Below are 22,607 nucleotides of genomic sequence, written 5' to 3'. Positions count from 1 at the left end.
ATCAGATTCACCAAACTTAAGGGTTGCCAAAAAGTTATACAAAATTCGCGAAAAAACGTTATACTAGGTAATACCAAGCAAAAAAGTTGGCTTTGTTTTTCTTCTATTCTATTTGGGGGTGACCATCCATGTCTGCATACCATCCGCTGAACGCGGAAGAAGCTATACAGTTAGCAAAAAGTATACCGGGCCGTTTCCCGGACCATGCCGAACTCGAATGCCGCGAAATCGGCGACGGCAATCTGAATCTGGTGTTTCATGTCACCGCCAAAAATACGGCTGATAGTATCATTATCAAGCAAGCCGTTCCTTATGCAAAAGTTGTAGGTGAATCCTGGCCGCTGTCGCTCGACCGTGCCCGTATTGAACGTGTGGCGCTGGAGACGCAGTACTCCCTCTGCCCGAACCTCGTACCGAAAGTATACGGCTATTCGGATGAGCTCGCCTACACCGTGATGGAGGACTTGAGCGAGTATACCATCATGCGCAAAGGCCTTATTGAGGGCATCGCCTATCCGAAGTTTGCCGAGCACATTGGCGAATTCATGGCCAGAACGCTGTTCTATACATCGGATCTCGGGATGAACCAACAGGAGAAGAAAGTACTTGCCGGCCGTTTTGTGAATCCGGATTTATGCAAAATCACCGAAGATCTGATCTTCGAAGATCCATACCGCGAATCCTCCAATAATAACTATCCGGACCATATTGCCGATGAGGCGGAGGCGCTTCGTACGGATCTGCCTCTCCACTTCGAAGTGGCTCTGCTTCGCGAGAAGTTCCTGACTCACGCCCAAGCCCTGCTGCACGGGGATCTGCACACAGGCAGCATCTTCGTCACGCCGGAATCAACCAAGGTGATTGACCCGGAATTTGCATATTTCGGGCCGATGGGCTTTGATATCGGCGCCGTGATTGGCAACCTGCTGCTCAACTATGCCGCTCAGCCGGGCTGGAGCCAGGACGAGTACACGCAAGCGACCCGGGAGGCAAGGCTCCTCGAAATGGCAAGCGACGTGTGGAATCACTTCGAGAGCAACTTCCGCATGCTGTGGAATGATGACCTGTTGGATGAAATGTCTCGTACGCCTGGATATCAGGACTACTACGTATCGCAGATATTGAAGGACACCGCAGGATTTGCCGGCTGCAAGATGATCCGGCGCATTGTTGGGCTGTCCCACGTTGCGGATATCGATACCATTGCCGACGATACCGCCAGAGAAGCGGCGCAGCGCAAAGCACTGGCGATCGGCAAGAATCTTGTTCGCCATCACCGCAGCATCAAATCCTTCGAGGATATCCTGACTTTGATTCAACAAGCAACTAAAGGAAATGAGGTATCGATATGAGCGGTATAACTACCGGCAACTCCAGCACCTATGAGCCGCTAAGCTCCGTATACTGGGGCGGGGACCATCTGGTCCTGCTTGATCAGAGATTGCTTCCGGAAGAAATTGTGTATCTCAAGCTTTCAACACCGGAGGAGGTGTGGGAAGGCATTCATTCCATGAAGGTCCGCGGCGCACCGGCCATTGGAATCGCGGCAGCATTCGGCGCCGTGCTGGGAGGCATCCTGTACGAAGCTGACGACAGCGAGGGATGGCTTCAGCAAGTTGTAAAGACCTGCGCTTATCTCGCCACTTCTAGACCGACGGCTGTCAATCTGTTCTGGGCACTGGACCGTATGAAACTGGCTGCAGAGAAACTCGCAGCAGATAAGCTTGATACAGCCGCGCTAAATGCAGCATTGCTCGCTGAGGCTGAGGCCATTCGTTCCGAGGATGAAGAGGTATGCCGCCGGATCGGGGAAAATGCACTGCCTTTCTTCAAGGATGGCATGGGCGTCCTTACCCACTGCAATGCGGGCGGATTGGCAACTGCCAAATACGGCACAGCCTTGGCACCGATGTATCTGGCTCATGAGCAAGGCTTGAACATCAAGGTGTTCGCCGATGAGACAAGACCTGTACTGCAAGGCGCCCGACTAACCGCTTTTGAGCTTCAGCAGGCCGGTATCGACGTTACGCTGCTGGCAGACAATATGGCCGCCATGGTTATGTCCAAAGGCTGGATCCAGGCAGTCATCGTCGGTACAGACCGTGTAGCCGCAAATGGCGATGTCGCCAACAAAATCGGAACGTATGGGGTAGCCGTTCTGGCGAAAGCCCACGGCATTCCTTTTTACGTGGCTTGTCCGCTGTCTACGATTGATCTGAACACTAAGACAGGCGCCGATATTCCGATTGAGGAGCGTCCTGCCGAGGAAATCACAGAAGGTTTTGGCAAACGCACGGCTCCGCAAGGCGTAAAAGTATATAACCCGGCCTTCGACATCACACCGAATGAATATGTCACAGCAATTATTACCGAAAAAGGCGTCGTACAGGCTCCTTATCACGAGAGCTTGAAAAGTTTGTTTGAATAGTCCTGTCGCTGCAAATGCAAGTCACTTCAACTAAAACGGACAACCGGTTGAAAAACCCGATTGTCCGTTTTTTTCTTGTCAAAGCTGCTTCAATGCAGCATACTAACTATTTCATATAAAAAAGAGCGATCCGCTTGGACCACTCCTCAGCCCCTGAAACAGGCCCTATAACATCCGAAGAATTGCGTCCTTGCCAGCCAAGCCTGGATGGATACCCCATTTCTCCGCTTCCAAGGTTACGGATTCGAGCGGTGCTTCCAGCAGCTGCTCGAGTGTGCGTACCCCAACGGCTCTTGCGGCAATGATCTTGCGGTCCGCAAGCTGTTCGTTCAGAAGACCAACATCCAGCGCACCACACATAATATAGCCGCGGGAAGTATATACGGCCAGCAGCGTAGTTTTGGGCAGCTTAACCTCAACCCCCATAACGGTATGTCCTTCAATTTCGATTGGCAGTAAAGTCACCAATATAAACAAACCTCCCCTCACATCGGCTTAGAATTATGTTTATTCTCCATGAACCGACATGGTGCGAATGTCTCTGATATCTGGGCCTTCTCCTGCATACAAGTGGTACGAATGTCTCTAGATCAATAGAACAATCATGAAATACGCATGACATTAGGACTATGAAATTCTGAAAATTATGGTATATTTGATTCAGTAGAAACAATGTGAAAGCTGGTGAATAATAAAAGCTATGAACACAATTCCTGTCACCGATGATAACGGCTTTTTATTCAACGTTGATATTCTGGTCAAGAGTCCCTCCAACGCACTGGCTTTGCAATATTTGCTGGAAATGCTGAACGACAAAGCTGAGGTCGTCGATTTCCGGGTTAAATCCGGGATGGAGCTTGGAGAGATTATCAACACTTTGGTTCAAGCCAAGAAAAAATCCGTTATCAGCAAAGCCTCTCAGAAGATGGCTTCTGCAACTTCTCAGAATAAGGAAAAGCCCGCTCCGCCCCCTGCGACATCCTTGCCGGAAAAAAAGAAGGTCGCTGCCAGCGTGCCTTCTGTTCAAACTCCACTCACCGGAAACGATCCCTTTGAATGGATTAAAGTATATAGTAAGGAGAATCGCCTTGTTCGCTTGACAACCAACCGCCACGGCAAGCAGACAAGTCTTCCCTGCCGGATTCTCAACTATGATGAAAGCAATTTTCTGGTCAACGTCTATCATGTGGATGAGAAACAGGTTTATACCTTCAAGCTTAATGAAATAGACGAATTCAGTGTCAGTTAACAGGGTATACATTTAACCGGATTCCACTAAAAAACGGCTTCGCCGCCCCTGCAACAAGGGATCGGCGAAGCCGTTTTTCAGGAGAATCAGGCGTTTCTTCGAGACAGCGCCGAGGACATCAGCATCAGCCAGCCCACGATGAAGGATACGCCGCCAATCGGCGTGATGGCCCCAAGCCACTTTATACCTGATATACTTAACACATAGAGACTGCCGGAGAAGATGATGGTGCCTGCAATGAATAAAGCTCCCGCCCAGAACAGCTTGCGGGATTCGCCCAGTACCTTTGCCAGAATACCTGTAATCAGGACCGCAAGTCCATGCATCATATGATATTGGACTCCCGTCTCATAAATAGCAAGCTCGTCTGCCGTAATCATGCCTTCTAACATATGGGCACCGAAAGCACCGATGGCCACAGACAGCGCCATCAGGATCGAGCCCCATGCGATGAATGTTCGACTCAAGCCGTTTCAACCCCTTTTGTCAACGGACACACCGTGTCCTTATGTAATCATGTTAAGTTTAACGGATTCGCCACAGCTTTTCCACCTGCATGAAAGCGCTCTGGACTTGATTTCAGGGCCATTTTGTGAAAGATTAATAAGGATGTCTTTTTTTATGAATAACCCGCATGGACTATTAAAGAATGTATCCCAAGTTAGGAGCGATTAAGTACATGGATCAGCAAACACCTTCCTCCCCATCCGAGGACCAAGCTTCACCCCAGAAACCTAAAACCACATTTATCCCCCCTGAGGACAGAAAGCACTCCCGATTCGGCATAGCATCCTTCATACTGTCTATCGTTACGCTGCTCGGTTATATTTTGCTCGGCGCACTCGGCACAACGATGATTGAGCCTTATATGACGGAAAATGGCCCGATCCTGGAGCCGACGCAGGAAACAATGGAAGCGATGACGACGCTTGCCGCTGTGTTCATCCTTGTGATGATCGTAAATATCGTCGGGCTGGTGCTCGGCGTTGTAGGCTGCTTCTCCAAAACGCGCAAGCGTGCGGTTGCCGTCATTGCAACCATCGTCAACAGCGTGGTTATCGTCACCATCGGCGCCCTGTTCCTATTTGTACTAAACGGCTAAGCATTATCATGGTGGGACACTTGCCTGATCATTTTCAGGTGAAGTGTCCTTTTTCACGGCAAACACGGATTCACACTCACATATCGCTCTTTCTCCCGAATATAATGAAATACTACAGCCAAAACGAGGCAACAGTGTCAAGGCTACACTTGGGAGGTGACTGTCCGTGCAAAATGAAGATGCCCTTTCGTTTGTCGTATCCCGTGAAGACTGGTCGCTGCACCGCAAAGGCTATCAGGATCAGGTACGTCATCAGCATAAAATTCGCGAAGTGATCAAGCGCAACCTGCCTGACCTTATTACCGAAGAAAACATTATCCTCTCCGACGGGAAACAGATCATTAAGGTTCCGATCCGAAGCCTTGACGAATACCGTTTCATCTATAACTATCAGAAGCAAAAGCATGTCGGCCAAGGCGATGGCGACAGTCAGGTTGGTGACGTCCTCGGTCGAGACCCTTCGTCGGCCCAGCCCGGAAAGGGAGAATCCGCGGGCGATCAGGCTGGCCAGGACATCGTGGAGACCGAGGTCAGTCTGGAAGAATTGGAGAACATGCTGTTTGAGGAGCTGGAACTTCCGCTGCTTCAGCCCAAGGATAAAGAGCAGATCGAGACGCAGTCCATCGTGTTCAACGACATCCGCAAAAAAGGCATCATGTCCAACATTGACAAGAAACGCACCATTCTGGAGAATTTGCGACGCAATGCCAGAGACGGCAATCCCGGCATCCACGGCATCAGCCCGGACGATCTTCGTTACAAGACCTGGGACGATACCGTCATTCCGGAATCGAGCGCAGTCATTATTGCGATGATGGATACTTCAGGGTCCAAGAGTGTTTCATAATTAACTATCAAAGTCATAGACATACTCAATCCTTAAATTATCCCCTTTTACTGTGATGCTGCTTACGGTCTCATGAATCAGAACCCGAAGGCGTCCCACATCTTCAATATCCAATTCTTTAAACTCCTCGATAATGTGCTGAAGGGAGGAGGATTCGGTTATCTTCTCTTTTATCCCTTCTATCTGTTTCTCAATAATCTCTTTCTCTTCCTCAAGATGTGCAATACTATTTTTGATCTCGATCATCTTTGAACGGTATAAGTCATCGGGGAACAATTCCCTTTGCTCGAATATATCTAGTTGATCCTTCATTAGCTTGTCCTTGCGTGAGTTAGTATCCTTAAGTTCGGAAGTCAATTTCTTTATATCCTGTTCCCGATCGGCAGTAATAAGTAGGGTGTCAGCCGGCAGACGGGATATTTTATTTCTAACCGCCTCCACCACTGCACGCTCAATATCGTCAGCATTAATATTGGCTTGTGAGCATGCATCACGGCCATACTTGTGATATGTCTTGCAAATGTAATATCTGTACTCTTTATCTTTGAAGCTTCTTTTCTGACAGACCATTCCTTCCCCGCAAGAACCACACACAAGAACACCGGTAAGTGGATGATGTGCTCTTTTGGCCCCACCGCGTTCGTGTGTTCGGGACATCAGGATTTTTTGAGCTTTATAGAATAACTCCTTATCCACTAGAGCAGGATGAGCATCCTCAACAATCTGCCATTCTTGACGATTGATCTTAATTTGAACTTTCTTTTTAGTCATTGCTCCTCTTTCATCATATTCCCTTTTCAAAACATTCCTACGGGTACCATAGGCTACTTGTCCGATATACGCTTGATTCCTTATTAATCGGTTAACGGTTTCTCTGCTCCACAGTTTTCCGTTCTTGGTCACGTAGCCTTTTTTGTTCAGATACTCAGCGACTTTGAAAGTCCCCATCCCTCGATTTACGTAAAGATCAAACACCAATGGAGGTATCTTTCCTCTCTCTTCATGTATCTCCAGCCGCTTTGTCTCAGGGTTCACTGTATACCCATAAGGTGGTTCGCCGTTCCACTGCCCTCTGGCAGCCTTTTGTTTACGGGCTGTACTTACACGTACAGAGGTTTTTCTACTCTCTTGTTCTGAGAGAACAGAAAGGATATCAAACGTAATGTTATCCTTGTTCATCGAATCATAATTATCATTGATCGCGATAACCCTTACTCCGTATTGTTCGAACATGCCGATAATAGCCGGGTTTTCTTGTTTATCCCTGCCTACCCGGCTCACTTCCTTAAAGACTAGCAGTTGTATCTTTTTCTCTCTAGCATATTCAATCGCTCTTTTCATTTCGGCTCTATCAAATACGCTCGTATAATAACCAGAGACAGCCTCATCACGAAAAACCTCAATGTTTTCAGTGTCGTACTCGTCACCTAAACGCTTGATATACTCAGTACCTTGTCCCACCTGGTTCTCTATGGAATCACCTTGACGATCTGTACTTACACGCGCATAAATTCCGCATTTAATCTTATTCTCCATAACCGAACTCCTTTAGTTAAATCAATGGCACTACTGGTTAGAATTATAAGTGTATCATTAACTAAAAAGCACCCTCTTTTTAGGGGGTGCCCGATAAATCATTTTTATCACCTTTATGAGATTCGATAATTTCCACGTTCACATCTAGGCCATATTGGTCTTTTGCGAACTCCTTCACTTTCTTCGCAAACCATTCAGTGGGAGATTTCGTTCCGTTTACTTCAGTTATTGTAAATTGAATGTCCATCTCCTCCTCTCTTGCGCGTCATACTCTCATGTATATTAATTGCTGAAGTTGTCCTATTCATTGTTTTTAGTGATAGCAATGTTAAGGATTAATGCGAGCTTATAGAACGCCTTCCAACGGTATTTATAATAGGTGCCTTCGCTTATGCCCATGATCTGCGTATAAATCACATAATCGAAAACATAATCCTCTTTCATGTACCGCTCTTGTATAAGCATTCTCTCTTTGGGATGCAATCTTTTAACTGCACGCTCAACTTTCTCGCAATATGCTTTCCTGGCAGCCGGGGCATCAATATTATATGCCGCGATATCACCGGTTTGATCGCTGGTTACATTGGTTTGTCCTCTTGGGATATCTGAAAGAGATGCTGTTACTTTAGCTTCCCTTTCATCAACATCGATCGTCTTAAACATTCGGTATTTCAGTAGAGCAGACTCAACAGCATCTTTGGTCTTCTCTCGATCCAGTTCAGGCAGATCAAAAGACATTTGCTTCATGCTTTCACCTCACTATGAAGGGAATCCCCCGGCCGAAGCCGGGGCCATATCATCAAAACGGCAGATCATCATCGTTTGGCATCGGTGGCCCTTCTTCTCCGCCTCCTTCAGATCCAGCAGCTACCTCATCGAGAGTCACCTGGTTCGGATCCGTTTCAATCGTTCCGTCCGGATTGATCTTGCCTCGGATACCTTCCCGATACTCCTCTTGCTCTTCATGAAATTCATCAATGCTCATCTGCGATTCCGTGATATTCAGGATTACATCGGAGCCGGCCTTCTTGTAGAATTCGAATGTTTGCTGTGCTGAAGAATCTCCTTTGACTTCGAACTCCAGAACCGTTTTCTTGGAGTCCTTGGCCGATTTCTTAAACTCGGCGGTTAGCTCGACATCCTCCAGGCCCTCAATGGACAGAATGACAACCTCCCGAGTCAGGCCATTCAGCTCCGGCTTATGTTCGTCATCGCCCTTCACATAGAATTGAACGAGTTCTTTTTTCGAATCCTTGGTTTGCTTATTGAAATGCGCTTTAACTTGTACTGACATGGTTATTTCCCCTCTCGTTTATCATTAAGATTAATTGCCGGTCCTTGCGGTATATTGACCACCTGCAGCGGCTCAAACAGCTTGGCTGTGAATTGGAGCATGCTGTTCTGCTCCTCCGTTAGTGCTACAGGGTATAAGATCCCGTCTTTGCAGTAGAAGAGAACAACGCCGTCCTTCATTTCTCTCCCTCACGAGCATCCAACTTAATATTCAACCCGTACCGTGCCTGAGATTTTGCAAACTCATCCGTGGATATTTCAAGTATGTTTATGAGTGCGGCCTTCATTCGCAAATAGTCTTTCTTCGTCATTCCAGTACCTCCAATACAGTTACTTTCTCGTGGAAAGTTGGGCAAAGGTTCCACTCTTTACAAGAGTAACTTTCATCAACCTTTTCATGCTCTTCCTCAACGGTGCAGATTAATTCGTCATTGTCATCTGAAAATGCATGGATACAAGACAGGCAGTTTTGATCATCCATGCGGCACCTCCAGCATTTCATGATCCTCGACGACTTTATATTCGATATCCCACTCGCCTTCTTCCCACTTCCGTAAAGGGAAGGTATCAACGGTGAAATATCCATCCTGACAAAGATTTACTTCTCGCTTCTTGATGACATCCAAGTAAAATCCGCATTCTTCTTCAGACCATTTGACTATGGCCTTTTCATTCCATTCGAATGTTAAACCACCACTCAGTTCCTGCGTTCCAGTGATTAAGACGGTTGCATTCTCATAAATCTCTTTATCATTGCGATCAGGAAGCCCGGTATATTGACCTACTGTTACGGGATCGACTTCAAACATTCCGTATGTGCTGTATATCTCTGCTCTTTTGACTCCATCGTCTTCCCATATGAAGGCGCCGAACCCGAACACCAACTCGCCGTTATCCAGTCGCTTGCCGCGGAATTTGTACATGGCCTGCCTCCTCAATATCCGTTCGCTTGGCGCTGATGGTTCACGGCATTCTTCGCGGCATACGCCTCTGCGATCTGCTCGAAGGTGAAGCCCAGACGCTGCTCGCCAAGGGTGTAGAATATCCATAATCCGAGTTGCAGAGCTTTACGGCGTATATCTTCATGCTTGTGGAGCCCCACACCCCCAACATGGTATAAAATTTCGGTAAACACCTGGGCTGTTTCACCCTTAAGGTCTTCACCTGTTTCTGGTCCAAACAGATCATCCGCTGGCAGATCGAGCTGCCGGGCTAAGCTCAGGAAGAAATGCAGGCAATCGACGTATTCTTCAAGCATTTTCTGAGGGGTCTTCTTAGGAAAGTGTGGGTAATCCTTAAAGTCTGGAATATACTCGCCATTGGATGCTGCATACTCTTTTTTTGTCATGTTCCAGCATTCTTCACACATGTCTGCACCAGAATCCGCCATAAAGGGACTCGGCCGTGTAAAGCTGACTTCTTCCCCGCAGTAGTCGCACATTTCCAAAGGGAACATCTTTGGAGTTTGCCGATTGCTCCAATGCTTGAACCCGCGCCATTCATTCGCCAGCTCGCCGATTTCTACCTGGAGAGCCAGGACTGTGTTCTGTAGCAGGTCCTGCCCTTCCAGTCCCTTCTCCCTGATGATCTTGGCATCCAGTTCTTTCTGCATTTCGTACATTTGCTCTATGGTCAATGTCATATCGTTCATCTCTCCTTATAGGTGATTCCCGCAGAGACTGCATACATCGTATTGCGGTTCCATTACTGCCTCGCCTGGGATGTAATCCCACACTTCATGAATGAATTCGCTCTTTTCATGCTGGCAAGTCTGCTGGAATTGTTCATAGCGCTTTGCCCTATCTTGTTGGATATAGCGGCACTTTGGGCATTGGGTTGTATCCACACCAACGATGTGTTCGTCCATTCCGTCATAAACGCGGTATACCTTTCTTTCGTGGTAAAACACATCGCCCTTCTCGAATCCCCTGCCGCACCATTCACAGCGTCTTTTTAGCTTACGACTGGCTATTTTCCGTTTCATCAGGCGTCAAACCTCTTTCCTTTGGTGGGGAGGATACCCTCCCGTGGGCTTACAGCTGATCATCTATGGCTTTTATAGCAGCTAGGATCGGTAATACTTGAACAGGGTTCACGGCGTTTCCCAGGGCCTTAAGTCGGCCTACTCGATCCTTAACGCCTGTTGCTACTCTTGGCGGCTCCCAGTCGTATTGCTCTGATCCTTGTCCGGCTGGCCATGGATGTCGCTCCAACCAACTGGAAATCCCATCAAGCATTCCACCCAATCTGGATTCAATTGCCCCCCCACTAATTCCGGTTGATTGTTTCCTACTGCACCGACAAGCATTGTTCCGTGGCTCCCTGAGGCTTCTGAAGGCGCTAAGGGGCGAACTGGTTTCCAATCCTGACTCGCTGTAGGAGTGGGCCAAAGTTTCACAGCTCCCGGCAATCCGTTCCGCGGATCTTCCGCATTGATGTTCCCACGCTTCTCTGGATCGTTCGCTCTCGGGGTCGGCCACATTTTCACCTGATCGTTCAGATTCTGGCTCCATCCCTGTTCCTGTTTTCTTACTGAACGTGGCGAATCCGGATTGTCTCCACTCCTGAAATCCCTTGCTTGAGGTGTAGCCCACAATGAAGACTCGATCTCTTCTGTGCGGGGCACCGACGGCACTAGACGGAATAACAAGTGCTTGTGCTGTGTAACCGATGCTTTCCAATTCAATAAGCACATCGTCGAGCCCCAAAGTGATGTGCCCAGCAACATTTTCACCAAGGAACCAACGGGGCCGGATTTCACGTAAGAGTCGAGCAACTTCTGGCCAGAGGTGGCGGTCATCTTCTTTGCCTTTTCTGTTCCCGGCATTACTGAAAGGCTGACAAGGGTATCCTGCGGAAATAACGTCAATTGCTCTACCTGGGCCAATAATTCCATCCTCCTTCAAACGTTCTGCTGTTAGGGTACATACATCGTCATATATGGGAACGTTGGGCCAATGCTTTCGCAGGACCTTCTGAGGAAACAGATCCCGTTCGCAAAATGCCACCGTCTCTATACCGGCCCAATGTGCTGCTAAATCTATACCGCCTATCCCTGAGAACAAACTAAGTTTTCTCATCATTCGCACAATCCGTATTGACTCGAGCAAACCGGCACATCATCGAATGCCAATGATTTAAACAAATCAATCTGCTTACCGCCATGCACTGTCTTGGACCACTCAACCTTGTCCCAGATGTGTTCGCCCTCGCTACTCGCTAAAAACGATGCTCCATTTCGTTTGGAGGCGAATTTAACTGTTTCCTCCCACTTGGCGATCCGTTCAACCTCTTCTGGGAACCTCCGGGCAATTTCGAACAGCTCCATCTTACCTACGTTGATACACGGCATACACCCAACACGTCCCATGCCCAATTTATATAGTGGGTTAGGTTCAATTCCGTATTTGTCATGTATTTCGAATACATCTTCCACCGTCCATTGGATCAACGGTCTATATATTTCATATCCTTCAGGAGTATCTTCTCGTTCAGGCAGCTGCGATCGTGCAAAACTCTCTTGTGCCCGTACGCCCTGCCAGCTCACAATCTTTTTGCCTTCTTCCAGCAGTGGTAGGTAGATTTGATCAAAGAATGGGCGTACCTTCAGTTCAACAGTGCAGAATCTGGCTTTGGTACTTGGGAACCGCCCCTTCCAAACACACAGATCCAAGAATGGATTCCCTGTTGGATGTAGAACAGATAAAGCCTGTTGAATGACTTGTTCTGATATCCCCTCGTCGCGCCATTTTGTATTCACCCAAGTCCTTTTCCGTTCAATTTGGGTACTGAAGTCTGCCTGTATCCTCCGGATCGGCCCCAGTTGTCTTTCGAGGTATTCCAAATATTCATAAGTCTGATTATGTTCATTGCCAGTATCCGCAAACACCGGCAGCACTTCTACACCACGTTCCAGGGCATGAAGCCACAATGCCGTGCTGTCCTTTCCTCCTGAAAGGGAAACAATATTTACGGTTTCTGTCATTCCGTCTTATACCTCCCTCTTAGAAGTGGACCTAAACTTGATCGGCTTCGTATGCGAAGCAGGGATTGGCTTTCCGATTATCTGCGCCAGTTCCTCCGGACTGAGCGTGTATTCCTTAACTTCACTTGGTCGTGTTGCACCTTGAATTTCATTCTTCCAGTTAGGTACCGATGTGCCCAAGTCAATCCACTCTCCTTCTGTTATCCGAGTCAAGATGGAGTTCAATAGCCATCCGACAGATATCGAACTTGCTTCGCTTTAATATCCGAGCGGCTTCCGACCTCTTGCCCTTGTAATTGCTGTAGTTTTGAAGCATCCATGCCTTTTCTTGCTCTGTCATATTCAAGGGCGGATCGGGAGGTATCTCGGGCTCTATGAAAGGCATTATGATGGCTGATTCGTCATCAGCTATAATGAATTTGCCTCTTCCGAGCTTTTCAAGTATGTTTCTTTGCACTAAAGAGCTGGTTACCTGTGCAAACGTAGTTGGGTGCATGTTGAGTTTGGATGAAGCTGCTTTGGAGGAACGACCATACATGAAATAAGCTTTCAGAATCTTTGATTGAGCCTCAGTGATGTAATCCATATGCAGATAGTGCTCGATCCGCTCTTTAATTTCCGGGTCCAATTTGAGCATATTCTTGCTCCTCTCCTTCAAAATAAGAACTGCTGTTCCGTCATTTGGGTGTGACTATCCGCCGCAGGACCTGATCAGCCCCGGGTCATTCAACTTTATTTAAAATGGATTCCAACACTTCCACCTGGTAGGTATGTGTGTCGAGCAGTGGTTTGTACTCACGCATTAAGTAAAGATTCAATGCAATCCTGGCGATAATGTAAGCATCGACGACGTTATCACTTTTGTGTGTGTATCCGAAGTGTTCAAGCACAGCGTCCTTCATCGCTTTCTTTTTCTCGTTATCCTTGAATCTTCGTTTCTTCCCATTTTCCAAAACCCAACCTGTTACTTTGACATATTTCTTGGTCCACGCAGGGTTAACATCCCAATAGACAAGGCCCTTCCGGAATATCATTGTCCGCAGCCCGCCGTGTATCATACCGGTTGTCACACCCATTTGTGTGCCCATTGCAGGTTGCTCGATGCAAATCTCATCTTCCGGCTTTATGATCTTATAGAACTGGTTTTCAAGAGAGACGAGCTGTTCGGTAGTGATTCCGCCCTTAATTTTGGCACCCTCACCTTTGAGCTCATTTTCGTAAACCACTTTCCCTTGCTCATCTAGGATTACAATCCCTGTCTTAGTAGCTGGATCGACCCCCACGAATTTCATTTCATCGCCTCCCGACTCCAAGGAATCCGCCAGGATATTTGGTTGTATAAATACCGCTGATAGGAATAGATACTTCTACGGTAATAAGCGCCTGTTTCAATCCGGATTCCCTTTAGATGATCACTGCAGAGTTCCACCAAGGCCAACGTTCCAGCGGCGTTATGATTACATTTTGGAATTTTACATGTTCCCATCTATTTCGCCGCCTCCCATGACCGCTGCCGAGCGTACTCATTTATTTTCAAGAGATGATCATGATTAGCCCGAGTGATTATATCTCCCATAACCTTCGAGGCTTCCCCGGGCGGCAATACCTCCCGAGCCTGCTGCCGGATCATTCCGACCGTCACCTGCAGCACATCCAGCAGCTCGCTGATCATCCGACGCTGATCAAAGTCAGCAGACTCGATTTCGTCTATCAGTTCGTTTGCTTCCTCCTGAAGCTTCACCCGCATGTCACCGGGCTGGTATCCTTGAATCGGGTAATCCAGCACCGGTATTGCTATGAATACATATTGCATCGTTTATCCCTCACTTTCTAATCATCGAGCCAATCCAGCAGCTTACTCGAAGGCTGTTCTTTAACTGGCTGCTCGGGCTCCTGTAGTTCGTTTTCTGGCTCCTTTTCAGGTTCCGGGTCTATTCGTTCTGGTATAGGTTCGGGCTCTGCAGGAGTGTCCTCTTGTCCCTCTCCGAGTTCCTGCCATTCCCAGCCGAGTATCTCGTATTGCTTGCGCAGGCCGGGGAACTTCTGGACCAGTTCCCCGCGCCGGTAATACTGCACCAGCTCAGCGGTCCGGTCGTACACGGCCTGCTTCTTGGAACGCTCTTCCGGTGTCATGGGGCTCAGCGGATCTTCCAATTGCACTGCCATCATGACAAGCCCGCTAATAGCCTTGTTATACTGATCATCGTTTTGAATGAGTTTGCTCATGCTCTCTCACCTTCTTCTGGAACTCATACTTCTGATCTTTCGTTAGGTTTGAGAACCGTCCATTCTTCCGGTTGAAGAACATCTGAATCGTTCCCGTGCCTATTTTTCTACCCTTCGCAATTATGAGTTCAATGAGTCCTTTTAGTACCGTATCCGGGTAGTAATAATCATCGCGATAAAGGAATATGATTACGTCTGCATCAAACTCTATATTTCCGGATTCTCGCAGGTCACTCATCATCGGACGTTTGTCTTGACGCTCCTCACACTTCCGGCCAACAGAACTGATAGCAACCACAGGAATATCAAATGTTCTCGCAATCTGCTTCAGTTGCTTGGATACATAATTTACTCGCTCCGCATTCTGACTGAAGTTCTTTTCGCTCTCGATCAGCTGCAGGTAATCGATATAAACAATTAAGTTCTTGTGTTTCTTTTTCATCTGCTTTACCTGGCGTCGTATATACTCGATACTCATTCCTGGTGTGTCGTCAATAAAAATCGGGAGGGTGTCCAGTATGTCAAGCGCTGTGCTGTAGTTAGCCCAATCGTTCTCGGATAAAAGACCGTCTCGGACCTTCTTGCTGTCGATCCCTCCGATCGAGCATATGAAGCGCTCAGCTACATCTTCGTCTGGCATTTCAGCCGAGAAGAGCGCGACAGTCCATCCAGATTTCGCAGATGAAGTGGAGTCGTTGACGATATAGGCCGTTTTCCCGATACTTGGACGGGCCGCCACTATTGTTACGTCACTTCTCTGATGTCCACCTGACATTTCGTTATAATCATCACTAGCAGTCTTCACTCCTGTAATCCCGGAACGGCCGCTTCTTGACATGACCTCTTTGTGATGGCCATCCAGGACGTCGGACAGCTTCTTCATACCATCATTAATTGTTTGCTCTTGCAGTTCTTCCAGTTTCTCAAGATTTTCACGGACAGCACTTAGATTAAGGTTTCCGCCGTTTAGCGCCGCACGCATTGCATGTGCTGCCTTAGCCTGAATGCTCGATTCCCGGACTATTTTCTGGTAATGATCAAAGTTTGAAGTCGATGGGACAGAGCTCCTAAGCTGCATAAGGTAGGTCAACCCGCCGATCTTAGAAAGCTGGGCCCCCCAGTGCTCGGCTAGCAGTACCGGATCAAAGGGGTCCTTCACACCTGGTTTGTTTGAGAATGCCTCGTGCGCCCAGCTCAGAGCCTCGAATACCAACCCGTTATTCCCTTCCGAGTCGAAGTCATCTGGTCGAAGATAAGTGTCGTCAATCAGGTCCGGATTCCTCAGAATGGAGCCTAGCACGGCCTGTTCTGCGTCTAAACTCATTGCCGACCCACTTTCTTTCTAGCCAGCATTTGCTCACGCTTTTTCCGGATCCATTCCGGCATCGGAACGGCATTCTCGTTGTACTCATCCAAGGCGAGACGATCAGCTTCCTCTTCGGCTCGCTGGAGTTCGTAGAATGATTTTTCTTCAAAAGGAGCTGGGTTCACGATTTCGGAAATGGTAGGTGCGAACTTGCTGGAACGGATGTGATTCGCCAGCCTTTTCTGTGCTGTTTTATAATCAAGATCGATTAACATGGTGTGCCAAAGACGAACACCGGCTTCCGTTACCTCAAAGAAGGGATAAGCGGTCTTGATCATCGCCAGGAAGTTTGCCGTCTCCGTTTGTTTCACGCGCTGCTCCCTCCTCATAGAACTGATTAAGGATGTCCATCTCTTCCTTGTTACGTTGAGCTTTAGGTTTAAAGGATGTCTTGTTCTTTTCCAAGTCCTTCTTGATCCAGACGCGGATTGTTTTATTGTGATCCTTTTTATGCTGGCTTGGCTTTTTATTGGTCTGCCATTCATCTAAAGCTTCGATTGTGTTATCCACTCGATGTTTTCCAAACTCATTGCAGAGCTTTTCATATTGCTCCAGTGTCAGATAAACAGTATCGTGAAATTTTATTTTTTCAGAAGGGATGTTCATATCTCTTATCTCTTCTTTCTTTATAGTTTTCTTTAAGTACTTTCTTTTTTGGGTGTCTAATCCGTCACCCCTAGAGACCTCTAGAGGTGTCTTTTTAGTCACCTGGGAGGTGTCTAATCGGTCACCCCCAGACAATTCAGTTAGTGGTGTCTTTTTAGTCACCTCTAGCAACCTCCATGATTCATAGTCTTTATTGAATCGAAGAGTTCTTGAACGAGTCCCTGTTTGCTCAGAAACAACCTGAACCACATTCATCTCGATTAATCTCGAGAGCTCCCGGATCACTTGGCGCTTAACAGTGTCGATCGCTTCAACCAGGAATGATATTGACAATTCAGCGTCTTTCTTTCCGAATCCGTATGAGTAGCGCCAAATGATTAGGATTAGTCTGATTTGAGTCCCGTTCAGCTTAAATTTAGGAACTTGCTCTAACAACTCATTTGAAATCTTGGTAAATTGATCCGGTTGCGGGTTTGCCATTCCACCTCACTCTTTCAACTGCTGATGTCTTTTATAATCATTCCAGCTTCTTCCGGCGTTCGCGCACCCTTCCTTGTGTTGCAATCAGAGCAGGCGGTCACCAAATTTTCGAATATCGCTTCTCCACCACGCGACTCAGGGAAAACGTGATCAGCCGTTAGATTCTTGTGCGAACCACAGTATCTGCAACGATATCTATCCCGTTCAAAAACTGATTGTTTAAGCTTCGCGGGAATTTTGAGCTTCTTCTTGGAACAGTTTTGCGAAGATTCATGGGGCCGCCGAAACATCAGATCATAGGACTTCTCGAGACATGAATCGCATAAAGTGAAATCTCTCTCGGGCCAATAAAGATACGGGCGTCCATTAGTTCGTTCATCGCACTGATCGCAAATATGGACGTTGAGTTCATCCCCAGAAACGAACACCGTTTCATCTAATTTCACTTCGCTCACCACCGTTCATTTTTATCCGACATTGCGGGGTTCGTATCTATTGCTAGTGCCAAACAATTCGGCATGTGCTGGAGCCCAATCAGGAGGACCGTACTTGCTGAGATATCCGAGCCGGTTAATGTATGAGTCAACGGGCTCTTCATTGTGCATGGCTTCAAGCAGCTTCCAGCATCCCTCGACATCATTCAGGGCTCTGTGTGCGCCTTCCAATGCGATACCGTACCTGTTGCACATATCCGTCAGTTTGTGCGGGTATGTGTGCCGATCTCGGCTGAGCGTGAGTGTGTCGATGAACGGATTGCTGAACGTCTTTCCTGCCAGCCGTTGAAGAGCATGGTGCAATAACTGAAGATCAAATGCAGCATTGTGAGCAACTAGTAAACTGTCACCCATGATGTTGCGAAGGATCCGGAAGGCGAGGTCTTCCTCCATTGCCCCTTGCAGCATCTCCGGATAGATCCCTGTGATCTCCGTGATTTTCGGGGTCAGTTCAATGTCCGTTTTAATGAGTGAATGAAACCCAGTTACAATCTCGCCATCCACAACCCTGACGGCAGCCATTTCTATAACTCTATCGTTCACCGGATCAAGTCCAGTAGTTTCGAAGTCAAATACAGTCAAATTGTTAAGCACCGGTAACCACCTCCAAATGATAATGCTTCCCTGGTTCAAAACCTTTCTGCCGGAGGGCAGCTCTCACTGTCCACTCGGCCAATGCCGGTGTATTACAATCCCCTGATATATGAACCAAGTAAATCCGTTCTCCTCTGCCTTCAATCAACCTCGTTAATGCATCCGCCACCTGGTCATTGTTGAGATGACCCAAGTCTGATAAATTTCTTGCTATCACACTTTCAGGTCTATTTGACTCCAGTTGCATATCTACATCATGGTTAGCTTCAATGATGTAGATATCAGACCCGGACATCGACCCTAACATTTCATCACATACCTTCCCAGTATCAAGGCAAACTGAAACTTTGAGATCGTCGGCAGCGGAAGTGTCACCATAAAGTGTAATTGCGTAACCAAATGAGTTATAAGTGTTATGAAAAGTGCGAAAAGCGTGACATTCATAGCCGCAACCGTGAATCACTGGCTCCTGACCATCAATGTTTCTTCTGAGTTCGTCATCTACGATGCCTATCAGTTTCCACTCTTCAGTAGCTGCCCAGACCGGAATTCGGTATTTATTAGCTATGGTTAAACCTTTGCTATGATCTTTATGACCATGTGAAATGAAGATCGCCGCGATGTGATCTGGTCTGATTCCGACCTCGAGCAGGCGCTTCTCAATTTTTGTTTTGGCAATGCCGGCATCGATCAAAATTGTCTGCTCACCAGATGTAATGGCGACACAATTACCAGAGCTGCCTGATGCAAGGATATCAACTTTCATATAGCACGCTCCCTCTTTATTCGTTCCTGCCACTCCTTATCAAAGGTGCATGTCTTGGCAGGCCATTCTTTATACCGGCGTCCCCGGGAGAAGGAGACGAATAAACCTGTCGCCTTCTCGAAGTAAACGCCATTCAGGACCGGAGGCGAGCTGTTTAATTCAGCGCCTCCGAACAGATCCAGTTGCTCTGGTGCGTTTCCGTTTTTCACTCAGACTCTCCTCCAGTTCCTTCTTGCAGGATTTGCAAACCCGCTTATAGTGGAACTGTTCTTCTTGCCCTGGCGAGATACCCTCACCGCATACGAGACAATCAGGCTCCAGTTGAATAATCTCGACCATGGCCTCCATGAGTTACAGTGGCAGATCGTCGTTCGCCTGTTCCGCGGCCTGCTTCTCCTGGATTTGCATGTCCATGATCTTGACGTAAGCCTTGAGCTCTGCTTCAGTAGGCTCGTCTCCTTTAACCTTGCAGAACTGCTGAGCATGTTGGCCCATAGACTCTTTATCGATCAGACCGAGCTTCTTGTAATTTGCTTTCACCTGAGCTTTGAGAGCCTTCATGCGAGCTAAGGATTCATCTTCCTGCTGATCGGGTTGCTGAGGTGTGGCAGGCTGTCCAGTTTCCTGCGGGGTCACATCTTTGCGCTCGTATGGGTTGTAAGTATCCGGTCCCGCATTTTGCTCCCCATCGCCGTCATCAAATCTCAGGCCGAATGCAGCTTTCAATGCACGCTTCACCATATGCTTTTTGAACATATCGTTGAAGTTATTGGTCCACATCGTCTTTTGCATACCGATGGCAGAGCGCTTGTAATGCTCAACCTCATCAATGTCCATCAGAACTGTAAAAGGCATGAACCCTTCTTTATAAGCCATTGCATAGCCACCTACCGGCTTTCCTTTCGGGAACCCCCCTTTGAACTTTTCAATTAAAAGGTAGTACCTGCCGTCTTCGGCTCGTTCCATAGAATATTCGAACGTGTCATTTTCGTGGATGACCTGAACATCGTAACCAAGATAACCTTCCATCTCTTTTGCTTTACGGATGTGATAATCGATACCGAACTGCCATGTGAGTTTCCCTTGATACACTGTCGGGTGTATCTCACCAATCAGTGGGTTAGCGTCGGCAGCTTTTGCTACCCCCATGAAAAGTTTGAATTGTGCTTCGTTGCAATCCTTAGCGATGGTCTCATGTATCGTTTTAATGTCTTCAGAGGTCAGACTTCCGAAAAGATAATTGTTATAGACTGCTACTTGATTGTTACTTGCCATATGATAAGTGCCTCCTAAATGTGAATGATTTTGGTGGTGCCGGTATTGCGATGTACGATGTGCAGGACGGTTGCTTCTGCCTTGAATACGAGCCAATTGTCAGGATTCTGTCCTGCGTCTTTGATAGCGATCTTTTGACGGCGTGTGGGGTTCTTACCATTTTTCAATTCCGATCACCCCTGGGCGTAGAATTTTTGAAGTGGTTTCTTATAGGCTTTAGCAAGCATCTTTCTTTCGCTTCTTGAGAGGATGCTTCCGAACTCTTTCTTGATTGCAGTAGCAATTATCGATGTCCCGATACTCCCAGGCTTGTACGGTTTCTTCTCCGATGCTTCACTTTTGAATTGACGACGGGATTTGAAGAGTGCGAAATCATGTGCAGCCCCTGCTTGAAGTGCTGCGGTAAGCGCGTATTTTTTATTGGTGATTTTCATGGGATAATTCCTCCGATTCGATATTTAATGGTTGACCCTCGATAACTTGGCAGGTAATCAACTGCCCACGTGGTGCCTTATACCGTGTCACGCTCTCCTTGTTGTCGATAAAGCATGGCGCGATCCAGCCGCTCTGCTCGCTGATGACGTCCCGGACTTCTAGCCCCGCCCGAATGCTCTCCGAGAGTGAGAACTGTGTCGGCGTCTTGCCGTCCCGATCGATTACGAAATCTGGTTTGATGTCGCCATTCTTCTGTTCTTTGAAGAGCCGGATCGTTAGTGTCTGGAACAGCTCTTGGACCTTAGCCGCTTGCAGCTCAGCCGCTTTAGCTTCATATGCCTTTATAGCGTCCAGGATAAAGATGGATTCATTACGGCTTGCCAGTGTGGCCGCTTCGTCTGCCTGTGCCTTTTCCAGATCGGCCTGCAGGCTCTGGCGCCGGTTGTACCAGCCAATTGTTTCTGCTGTTGCGTCCCTGCGGTGCTCCAACGCCCTCATCTGCTCCCAAAGTTCTGACACGTCTACCAGTTCGACTGCTGCTAGTTCCGCCTCGAGCTCTTTACGTCGAGCTACCAACTTGTCATGCTCATCCCGCAGCGGCTTCTTTCGCTCCTCTTTACTCGCTTCGGCAGCTTGCTTCGCCGCCTCGTCAAACGGCCGCTTGCAGGTGGAGCATTCCTCCGCGATCTCTTCGCCGTGGACCTTCATGTATCGTGTCTTGGCAGCTGCAATCTGTTGCCGAACATTTTCAAGAGTCCCCTCAAGCACCGCTTGCTTCCGTTTGGGCTCGTCAGCTAGCTCGATCTTGGCATGGATATCTCTGACCTGCTTGACCAGTTCAGCGTCTTCCGCCTTGATCGCCTCAATATCTTCCGGTACTTCTGGTAGCTGCCGGAACTGCTCTTCAAGCGTCTCCGTCCGGCCCTGTGCCTTCTTATGTGCGGTGTCCTTGTCGTTCTTATTCTTCTTATGGATTTCCTCAAGCTGCGGCAGCGTGTGCTTCTTTACCAGCTCATCCAGCTTCTCGGCTTGAGGGTTCAGTTTAATATCCTTCAGCTTCTGATCCGGCGATGCCCGGCTCATTTCAGCGAATACTTCCTTTTGCGTCGGCGGAGTCGAATATCGGAGCATTAATTCACGCTGTTTCTCCCAATGAAGAGAGAAGAAGTACAGGGGGTTAAATAGCCCCAGGAACAGGTCCTTATCGATCAATGACTTCACAATCTCCTCGAAGTCGCTTGCCTTGCTTGGCACATCATTGATGTAATATGTGGCCTTTCCCTTCTCGATCCCGCGGCCGAATTTCAGCAACTTGCCGTCCACTTCCAGCAGCGTTTCAGCCATGACATGATCGTATTTGTAATTTGTCGGGGTGGGGTCCATCTTGCCGCCGAAGGTGTCTGTGCCGTACAATGTCCATGTGGGAATTTCCAGAACACTGGACTTTCCTTCCTCGTTGTCCCCCGTGATCTTGGTCAGGTCGCCAAACTTAACACTTAGATCACGGTGGGCTTTAAAGTTATGACCGATGCCCTCAATTAGCTTGAATTGACTCATGCTTGTTTCTGCGCCTCCTTTACCTGAACAAGGCCCAGGCTTAACAATATCTTTCTATTAACTGCTTCCATTTCCGACATACTCAGGCATCCTATTGGGTATTCCAGTCGACTTTTACAGATCGTTCTGATTTGCTCAAGCAAGACCACCGACGGCTTTTCTGCGCTTCTGATCTTTTGATGCGTGGGCATGTAACGTTTCCCCTGATCTGTGACTGGGGCAATAATCGTTGTAGGGGCAAACTGGTTACCGACATCGTTTTGAATGATCACGACCGGCCGAAGTCCATTCTGTTCGCTACCTCTCCCCTCGCCCAAATCAGCCATCCATATTTGACCTCTCTTCATGGCGAACCTCACTTCCGCTTG

33 protein-coding genes and 1 pseudogene are annotated in these 22,607 nt (G+C 47.8%); 5 read left to right on the top strand and 29 right to left on the bottom strand.

Features of this window, described 5'->3' with window-relative positions; translation table 11 throughout:
• Positions 1–128: 128 nt before the first annotated feature.
• Both mtnK and mtnA read left to right on the top strand, forming a co-directional pair.
• Complete coding sequence (gene mtnK / locus WDY75_RS08365) at positions 129–1,352, top strand: S-methyl-5-thioribose kinase (protein WP_006212082.1); 1,224 nt, start codon at positions 129–131, stop codon at positions 1,350–1,352.
• Positions 1,349–2,428 (top strand): S-methyl-5-thioribose-1-phosphate isomerase, encoded by a 1,080-nt coding sequence (mtnA, locus tag WDY75_RS08360; RefSeq protein ID WP_006212083.1) that lies wholly within the window; start codon positions 1,349–1,351, stop codon positions 2,426–2,428. Before mtnK ends, mtnA begins: the two co-directional genes overlap by 4 nt.
• 165 nt (positions 2,429–2,593) lie before the next feature.
• On the opposite strand, the gene WDY75_RS08355 is transcribed toward mtnA, so the two are convergent.
• Positions 2,594–2,896, bottom strand: a complete 303-nt coding sequence (locus WDY75_RS08355) for a YunC family protein (protein ID WP_006212084.1) — start codon at positions 2,894–2,896, stop codon at positions 2,594–2,596.
• A 232-nt stretch (positions 2,897–3,128) separates the two neighbouring features.
• On the opposite strand from WDY75_RS08355, the gene WDY75_RS08350 reads away from it, so the two are divergent.
• Positions 3,129–3,677 carry a hypothetical protein gene (locus WDY75_RS08350; protein ID WP_006212085.1) on the top strand — a complete coding sequence of 183 codons (549 nt, stop codon included), beginning with the start codon at positions 3,129–3,131 and terminating at the stop codon, positions 3,675–3,677.
• Between the two features lie 86 nt (positions 3,678–3,763).
• On the opposite strand, the gene WDY75_RS08345 is transcribed toward WDY75_RS08350, so the two are convergent.
• Entirely contained in the window at positions 3,764–4,144 is a 381-nt protein-coding gene (locus WDY75_RS08345) for a DUF423 domain-containing protein (protein ID WP_006212086.1), read from the bottom strand.
• Positions 4,145–4,356: 212 nt separating this feature from the next.
• On the opposite strand from WDY75_RS08345, the gene WDY75_RS08340 reads away from it, so the two are divergent.
• Together WDY75_RS08340 and WDY75_RS08335 are read left to right on the top strand one after the other, a co-directional pair.
• Positions 4,357–4,779, top strand: a complete 423-nt coding sequence (locus WDY75_RS08340) for a hypothetical protein (protein WP_006212087.1) — start codon at positions 4,357–4,359, stop codon at positions 4,777–4,779.
• A 166-nt stretch (positions 4,780–4,945) separates the two neighbouring features.
• Positions 4,946–5,611 (top strand): annotated as a pseudogene (locus tag WDY75_RS08335) (DUF444 family protein); the annotation flags it as partial.
• A 15-nt stretch (positions 5,612–5,626) separates the two neighbouring features.
• Here WDY75_RS08335 and WDY75_RS08330 read toward each other — a convergent pair.
• From WDY75_RS08330 to WDY75_RS08210, 27 genes are all read right to left on the bottom strand, one after another.
• Positions 5,627–7,162 carry a recombinase family protein gene (locus WDY75_RS08330; RefSeq protein ID WP_338842105.1) on the bottom strand — a complete coding sequence of 512 codons (1,536 nt, stop codon included), beginning with the start codon at positions 7,160–7,162 and terminating at the stop codon, positions 5,627–5,629.
• A gap of 79 nt (positions 7,163–7,241) precedes the next feature.
• Positions 7,242–7,409, bottom strand: a complete 168-nt coding sequence (locus tag WDY75_RS08325; protein ID WP_162487508.1) for a hypothetical protein — start codon at positions 7,407–7,409, stop codon at positions 7,242–7,244.
• A 53-nt stretch (positions 7,410–7,462) separates the two neighbouring features.
• Complete coding sequence (locus tag WDY75_RS08320) at positions 7,463–7,909, bottom strand: ArpU family phage packaging/lysis transcriptional regulator (RefSeq protein WP_338842104.1); 447 nt, start codon at positions 7,907–7,909, stop codon at positions 7,463–7,465.
• A gap of 52 nt (positions 7,910–7,961) precedes the next feature.
• A complete protein-coding gene (locus WDY75_RS08315; protein ID WP_338842103.1) occupies positions 7,962–8,456 on the bottom strand; it encodes a hypothetical protein in 495 nt (164 codons plus the stop codon).
• 2 nt (positions 8,457–8,458) lie between these two features.
• On the bottom strand, positions 8,459–8,635 hold the full coding sequence (locus tag WDY75_RS08310) for a hypothetical protein (protein ID WP_338842101.1): 177 nt from the start codon (positions 8,633–8,635) through the stop codon (positions 8,459–8,461).
• The gene (locus tag WDY75_RS08305) at positions 8,632–8,766 is read right to left on the bottom strand and encodes a hypothetical protein (RefSeq protein WP_338842100.1); all 135 of its coding nucleotides are present in this window, start codon (positions 8,764–8,766) and stop codon (positions 8,632–8,634) included. Before WDY75_RS08305 ends, WDY75_RS08310 begins: the two co-directional genes overlap by 4 nt.
• Entirely contained in the window at positions 8,763–8,936 is a 174-nt protein-coding gene (locus tag WDY75_RS08300) for a hypothetical protein (protein WP_338842099.1), read from the bottom strand. The genes WDY75_RS08305 and WDY75_RS08300 overlap by 4 nt, the downstream gene beginning before the upstream one ends.
• On the bottom strand, positions 8,929–9,378 hold the full coding sequence (locus WDY75_RS08295) for a YopX family protein (RefSeq protein ID WP_338842098.1): 450 nt from the start codon (positions 9,376–9,378) through the stop codon (positions 8,929–8,931). Before WDY75_RS08295 ends, WDY75_RS08300 begins: the two co-directional genes overlap by 8 nt.
• Before the next feature lie 11 nt (positions 9,379–9,389).
• Complete coding sequence (locus WDY75_RS08290; protein ID WP_409348329.1) at positions 9,390–10,091, bottom strand: dUTP diphosphatase; 702 nt, start codon at positions 10,089–10,091, stop codon at positions 9,390–9,392.
• A 397-nt stretch (positions 10,092–10,488) separates the two neighbouring features.
• Complete coding sequence (locus tag WDY75_RS08285) at positions 10,489–11,535, bottom strand: DNA (cytosine-5-)-methyltransferase (RefSeq protein WP_338842208.1); 1,047 nt, start codon at positions 11,533–11,535, stop codon at positions 10,489–10,491.
• Positions 11,535–12,440: a phosphoadenosine phosphosulfate reductase family protein gene (locus WDY75_RS08280; protein WP_338842096.1), complete on the bottom strand. Its 906-nt coding sequence runs from the start codon at positions 12,438–12,440 to the stop codon at positions 11,535–11,537. Before WDY75_RS08280 ends, WDY75_RS08285 begins: the two co-directional genes overlap by 1 nt.
• Before the next feature lie 181 nt (positions 12,441–12,621).
• Positions 12,622–13,098: a hypothetical protein gene (locus tag WDY75_RS08275; protein WP_338842095.1), complete on the bottom strand. Its 477-nt coding sequence runs from the start codon at positions 13,096–13,098 to the stop codon at positions 12,622–12,624.
• Between the two features lie 64 nt (positions 13,099–13,162).
• Positions 13,163–13,732, bottom strand: a complete 570-nt coding sequence (locus tag WDY75_RS08270; RefSeq protein ID WP_338842094.1) for a hypothetical protein — start codon at positions 13,730–13,732, stop codon at positions 13,163–13,165.
• A gap of 194 nt (positions 13,733–13,926) precedes the next feature.
• Positions 13,927–14,253, bottom strand: coding sequence for a MazG nucleotide pyrophosphohydrolase domain-containing protein (locus WDY75_RS08265; protein ID WP_338842093.1), 327 nt, complete (start codon positions 14,251–14,253; stop codon positions 13,927–13,929).
• Between the two features lie 17 nt (positions 14,254–14,270).
• Positions 14,271–14,666 (bottom strand): hypothetical protein, encoded by a 396-nt coding sequence (locus WDY75_RS08260; protein WP_338842092.1) that lies wholly within the window; start codon positions 14,664–14,666, stop codon positions 14,271–14,273.
• A complete protein-coding gene (locus WDY75_RS08255; RefSeq protein ID WP_338842091.1) occupies positions 14,641–15,990 on the bottom strand; it encodes a replicative DNA helicase in 1,350 nt (449 codons plus the stop codon). The genes WDY75_RS08260 and WDY75_RS08255 overlap by 26 nt, the downstream gene beginning before the upstream one ends.
• The gene (locus WDY75_RS08250; protein ID WP_338842090.1) at positions 15,987–16,343 is read right to left on the bottom strand and encodes a replicative helicase loader/inhibitor; all 357 of its coding nucleotides are present in this window, start codon (positions 16,341–16,343) and stop codon (positions 15,987–15,989) included. The genes WDY75_RS08255 and WDY75_RS08250 overlap by 4 nt, the downstream gene beginning before the upstream one ends.
• Complete coding sequence (locus tag WDY75_RS08245; protein ID WP_338842089.1) at positions 16,282–17,118, bottom strand: replication protein; 837 nt, start codon at positions 17,116–17,118, stop codon at positions 16,282–16,284. Before WDY75_RS08245 ends, WDY75_RS08250 begins: the two co-directional genes overlap by 62 nt.
• Before the next feature lie 14 nt (positions 17,119–17,132).
• The gene (locus WDY75_RS30725; RefSeq protein WP_409348328.1) at positions 17,133–17,408 is read right to left on the bottom strand and encodes an HNH endonuclease; all 276 of its coding nucleotides are present in this window, start codon (positions 17,406–17,408) and stop codon (positions 17,133–17,135) included.
• Positions 17,409–17,585: 177 nt separating this feature from the next.
• Positions 17,586–18,206, bottom strand: coding sequence for a 3'-5' exonuclease (locus WDY75_RS08240; RefSeq protein WP_338842088.1), 621 nt, complete (start codon positions 18,204–18,206; stop codon positions 17,586–17,588).
• Positions 18,199–18,972, bottom strand: coding sequence for an MBL fold metallo-hydrolase (locus WDY75_RS08235; protein WP_338842087.1), 774 nt, complete (start codon positions 18,970–18,972; stop codon positions 18,199–18,201). The genes WDY75_RS08240 and WDY75_RS08235 overlap by 8 nt, the downstream gene beginning before the upstream one ends.
• Positions 18,969–19,181, bottom strand: coding sequence for a hypothetical protein (locus tag WDY75_RS08230; protein WP_338842086.1), 213 nt, complete (start codon positions 19,179–19,181; stop codon positions 18,969–18,971). The genes WDY75_RS08235 and WDY75_RS08230 overlap by 4 nt, the downstream gene beginning before the upstream one ends.
• Positions 19,182–19,323: 142 nt before the next feature.
• The gene (locus WDY75_RS08225) at positions 19,324–20,247 is read right to left on the bottom strand and encodes a RecT family recombinase (protein ID WP_338842085.1); all 924 of its coding nucleotides are present in this window, start codon (positions 20,245–20,247) and stop codon (positions 19,324–19,326) included.
• A gap of 14 nt (positions 20,248–20,261) precedes the next feature.
• Positions 20,262–20,414: a DUF6906 family protein gene (locus tag WDY75_RS30720; protein WP_409348319.1), complete on the bottom strand. Its 153-nt coding sequence runs from the start codon at positions 20,412–20,414 to the stop codon at positions 20,262–20,264.
• 6 nt (positions 20,415–20,420) lie between these two features.
• On the bottom strand, positions 20,421–20,681 hold the full coding sequence (locus WDY75_RS08220) for a hypothetical protein (RefSeq protein WP_338842084.1): 261 nt from the start codon (positions 20,679–20,681) through the stop codon (positions 20,421–20,423).
• Complete coding sequence (locus WDY75_RS08215; protein ID WP_338842083.1) at positions 20,665–22,239, bottom strand: AAA family ATPase; 1,575 nt, start codon at positions 22,237–22,239, stop codon at positions 20,665–20,667. The genes WDY75_RS08220 and WDY75_RS08215 overlap by 17 nt, the downstream gene beginning before the upstream one ends.
• Positions 22,236–22,586, bottom strand: a complete 351-nt coding sequence (locus WDY75_RS08210; RefSeq protein WP_338842082.1) for a type II toxin-antitoxin system PemK/MazF family toxin — start codon at positions 22,584–22,586, stop codon at positions 22,236–22,238. The genes WDY75_RS08215 and WDY75_RS08210 overlap by 4 nt, the downstream gene beginning before the upstream one ends.
• Positions 22,587–22,607: the final 21 nt, after the last annotated feature.

This window comes from Paenibacillus glucanolyticus (assembly GCF_037333485.1).
Taxonomy (GTDB): Bacteria; Bacillota; Bacilli; order Paenibacillales; family Paenibacillaceae; genus Paenibacillus_AQ; species Paenibacillus_AQ glucanolyticus.
The sequence above is the reverse complement of the archived record's forward strand: the minus strand, read 5'-3'. Positions and strand labels throughout refer to the sequence as shown.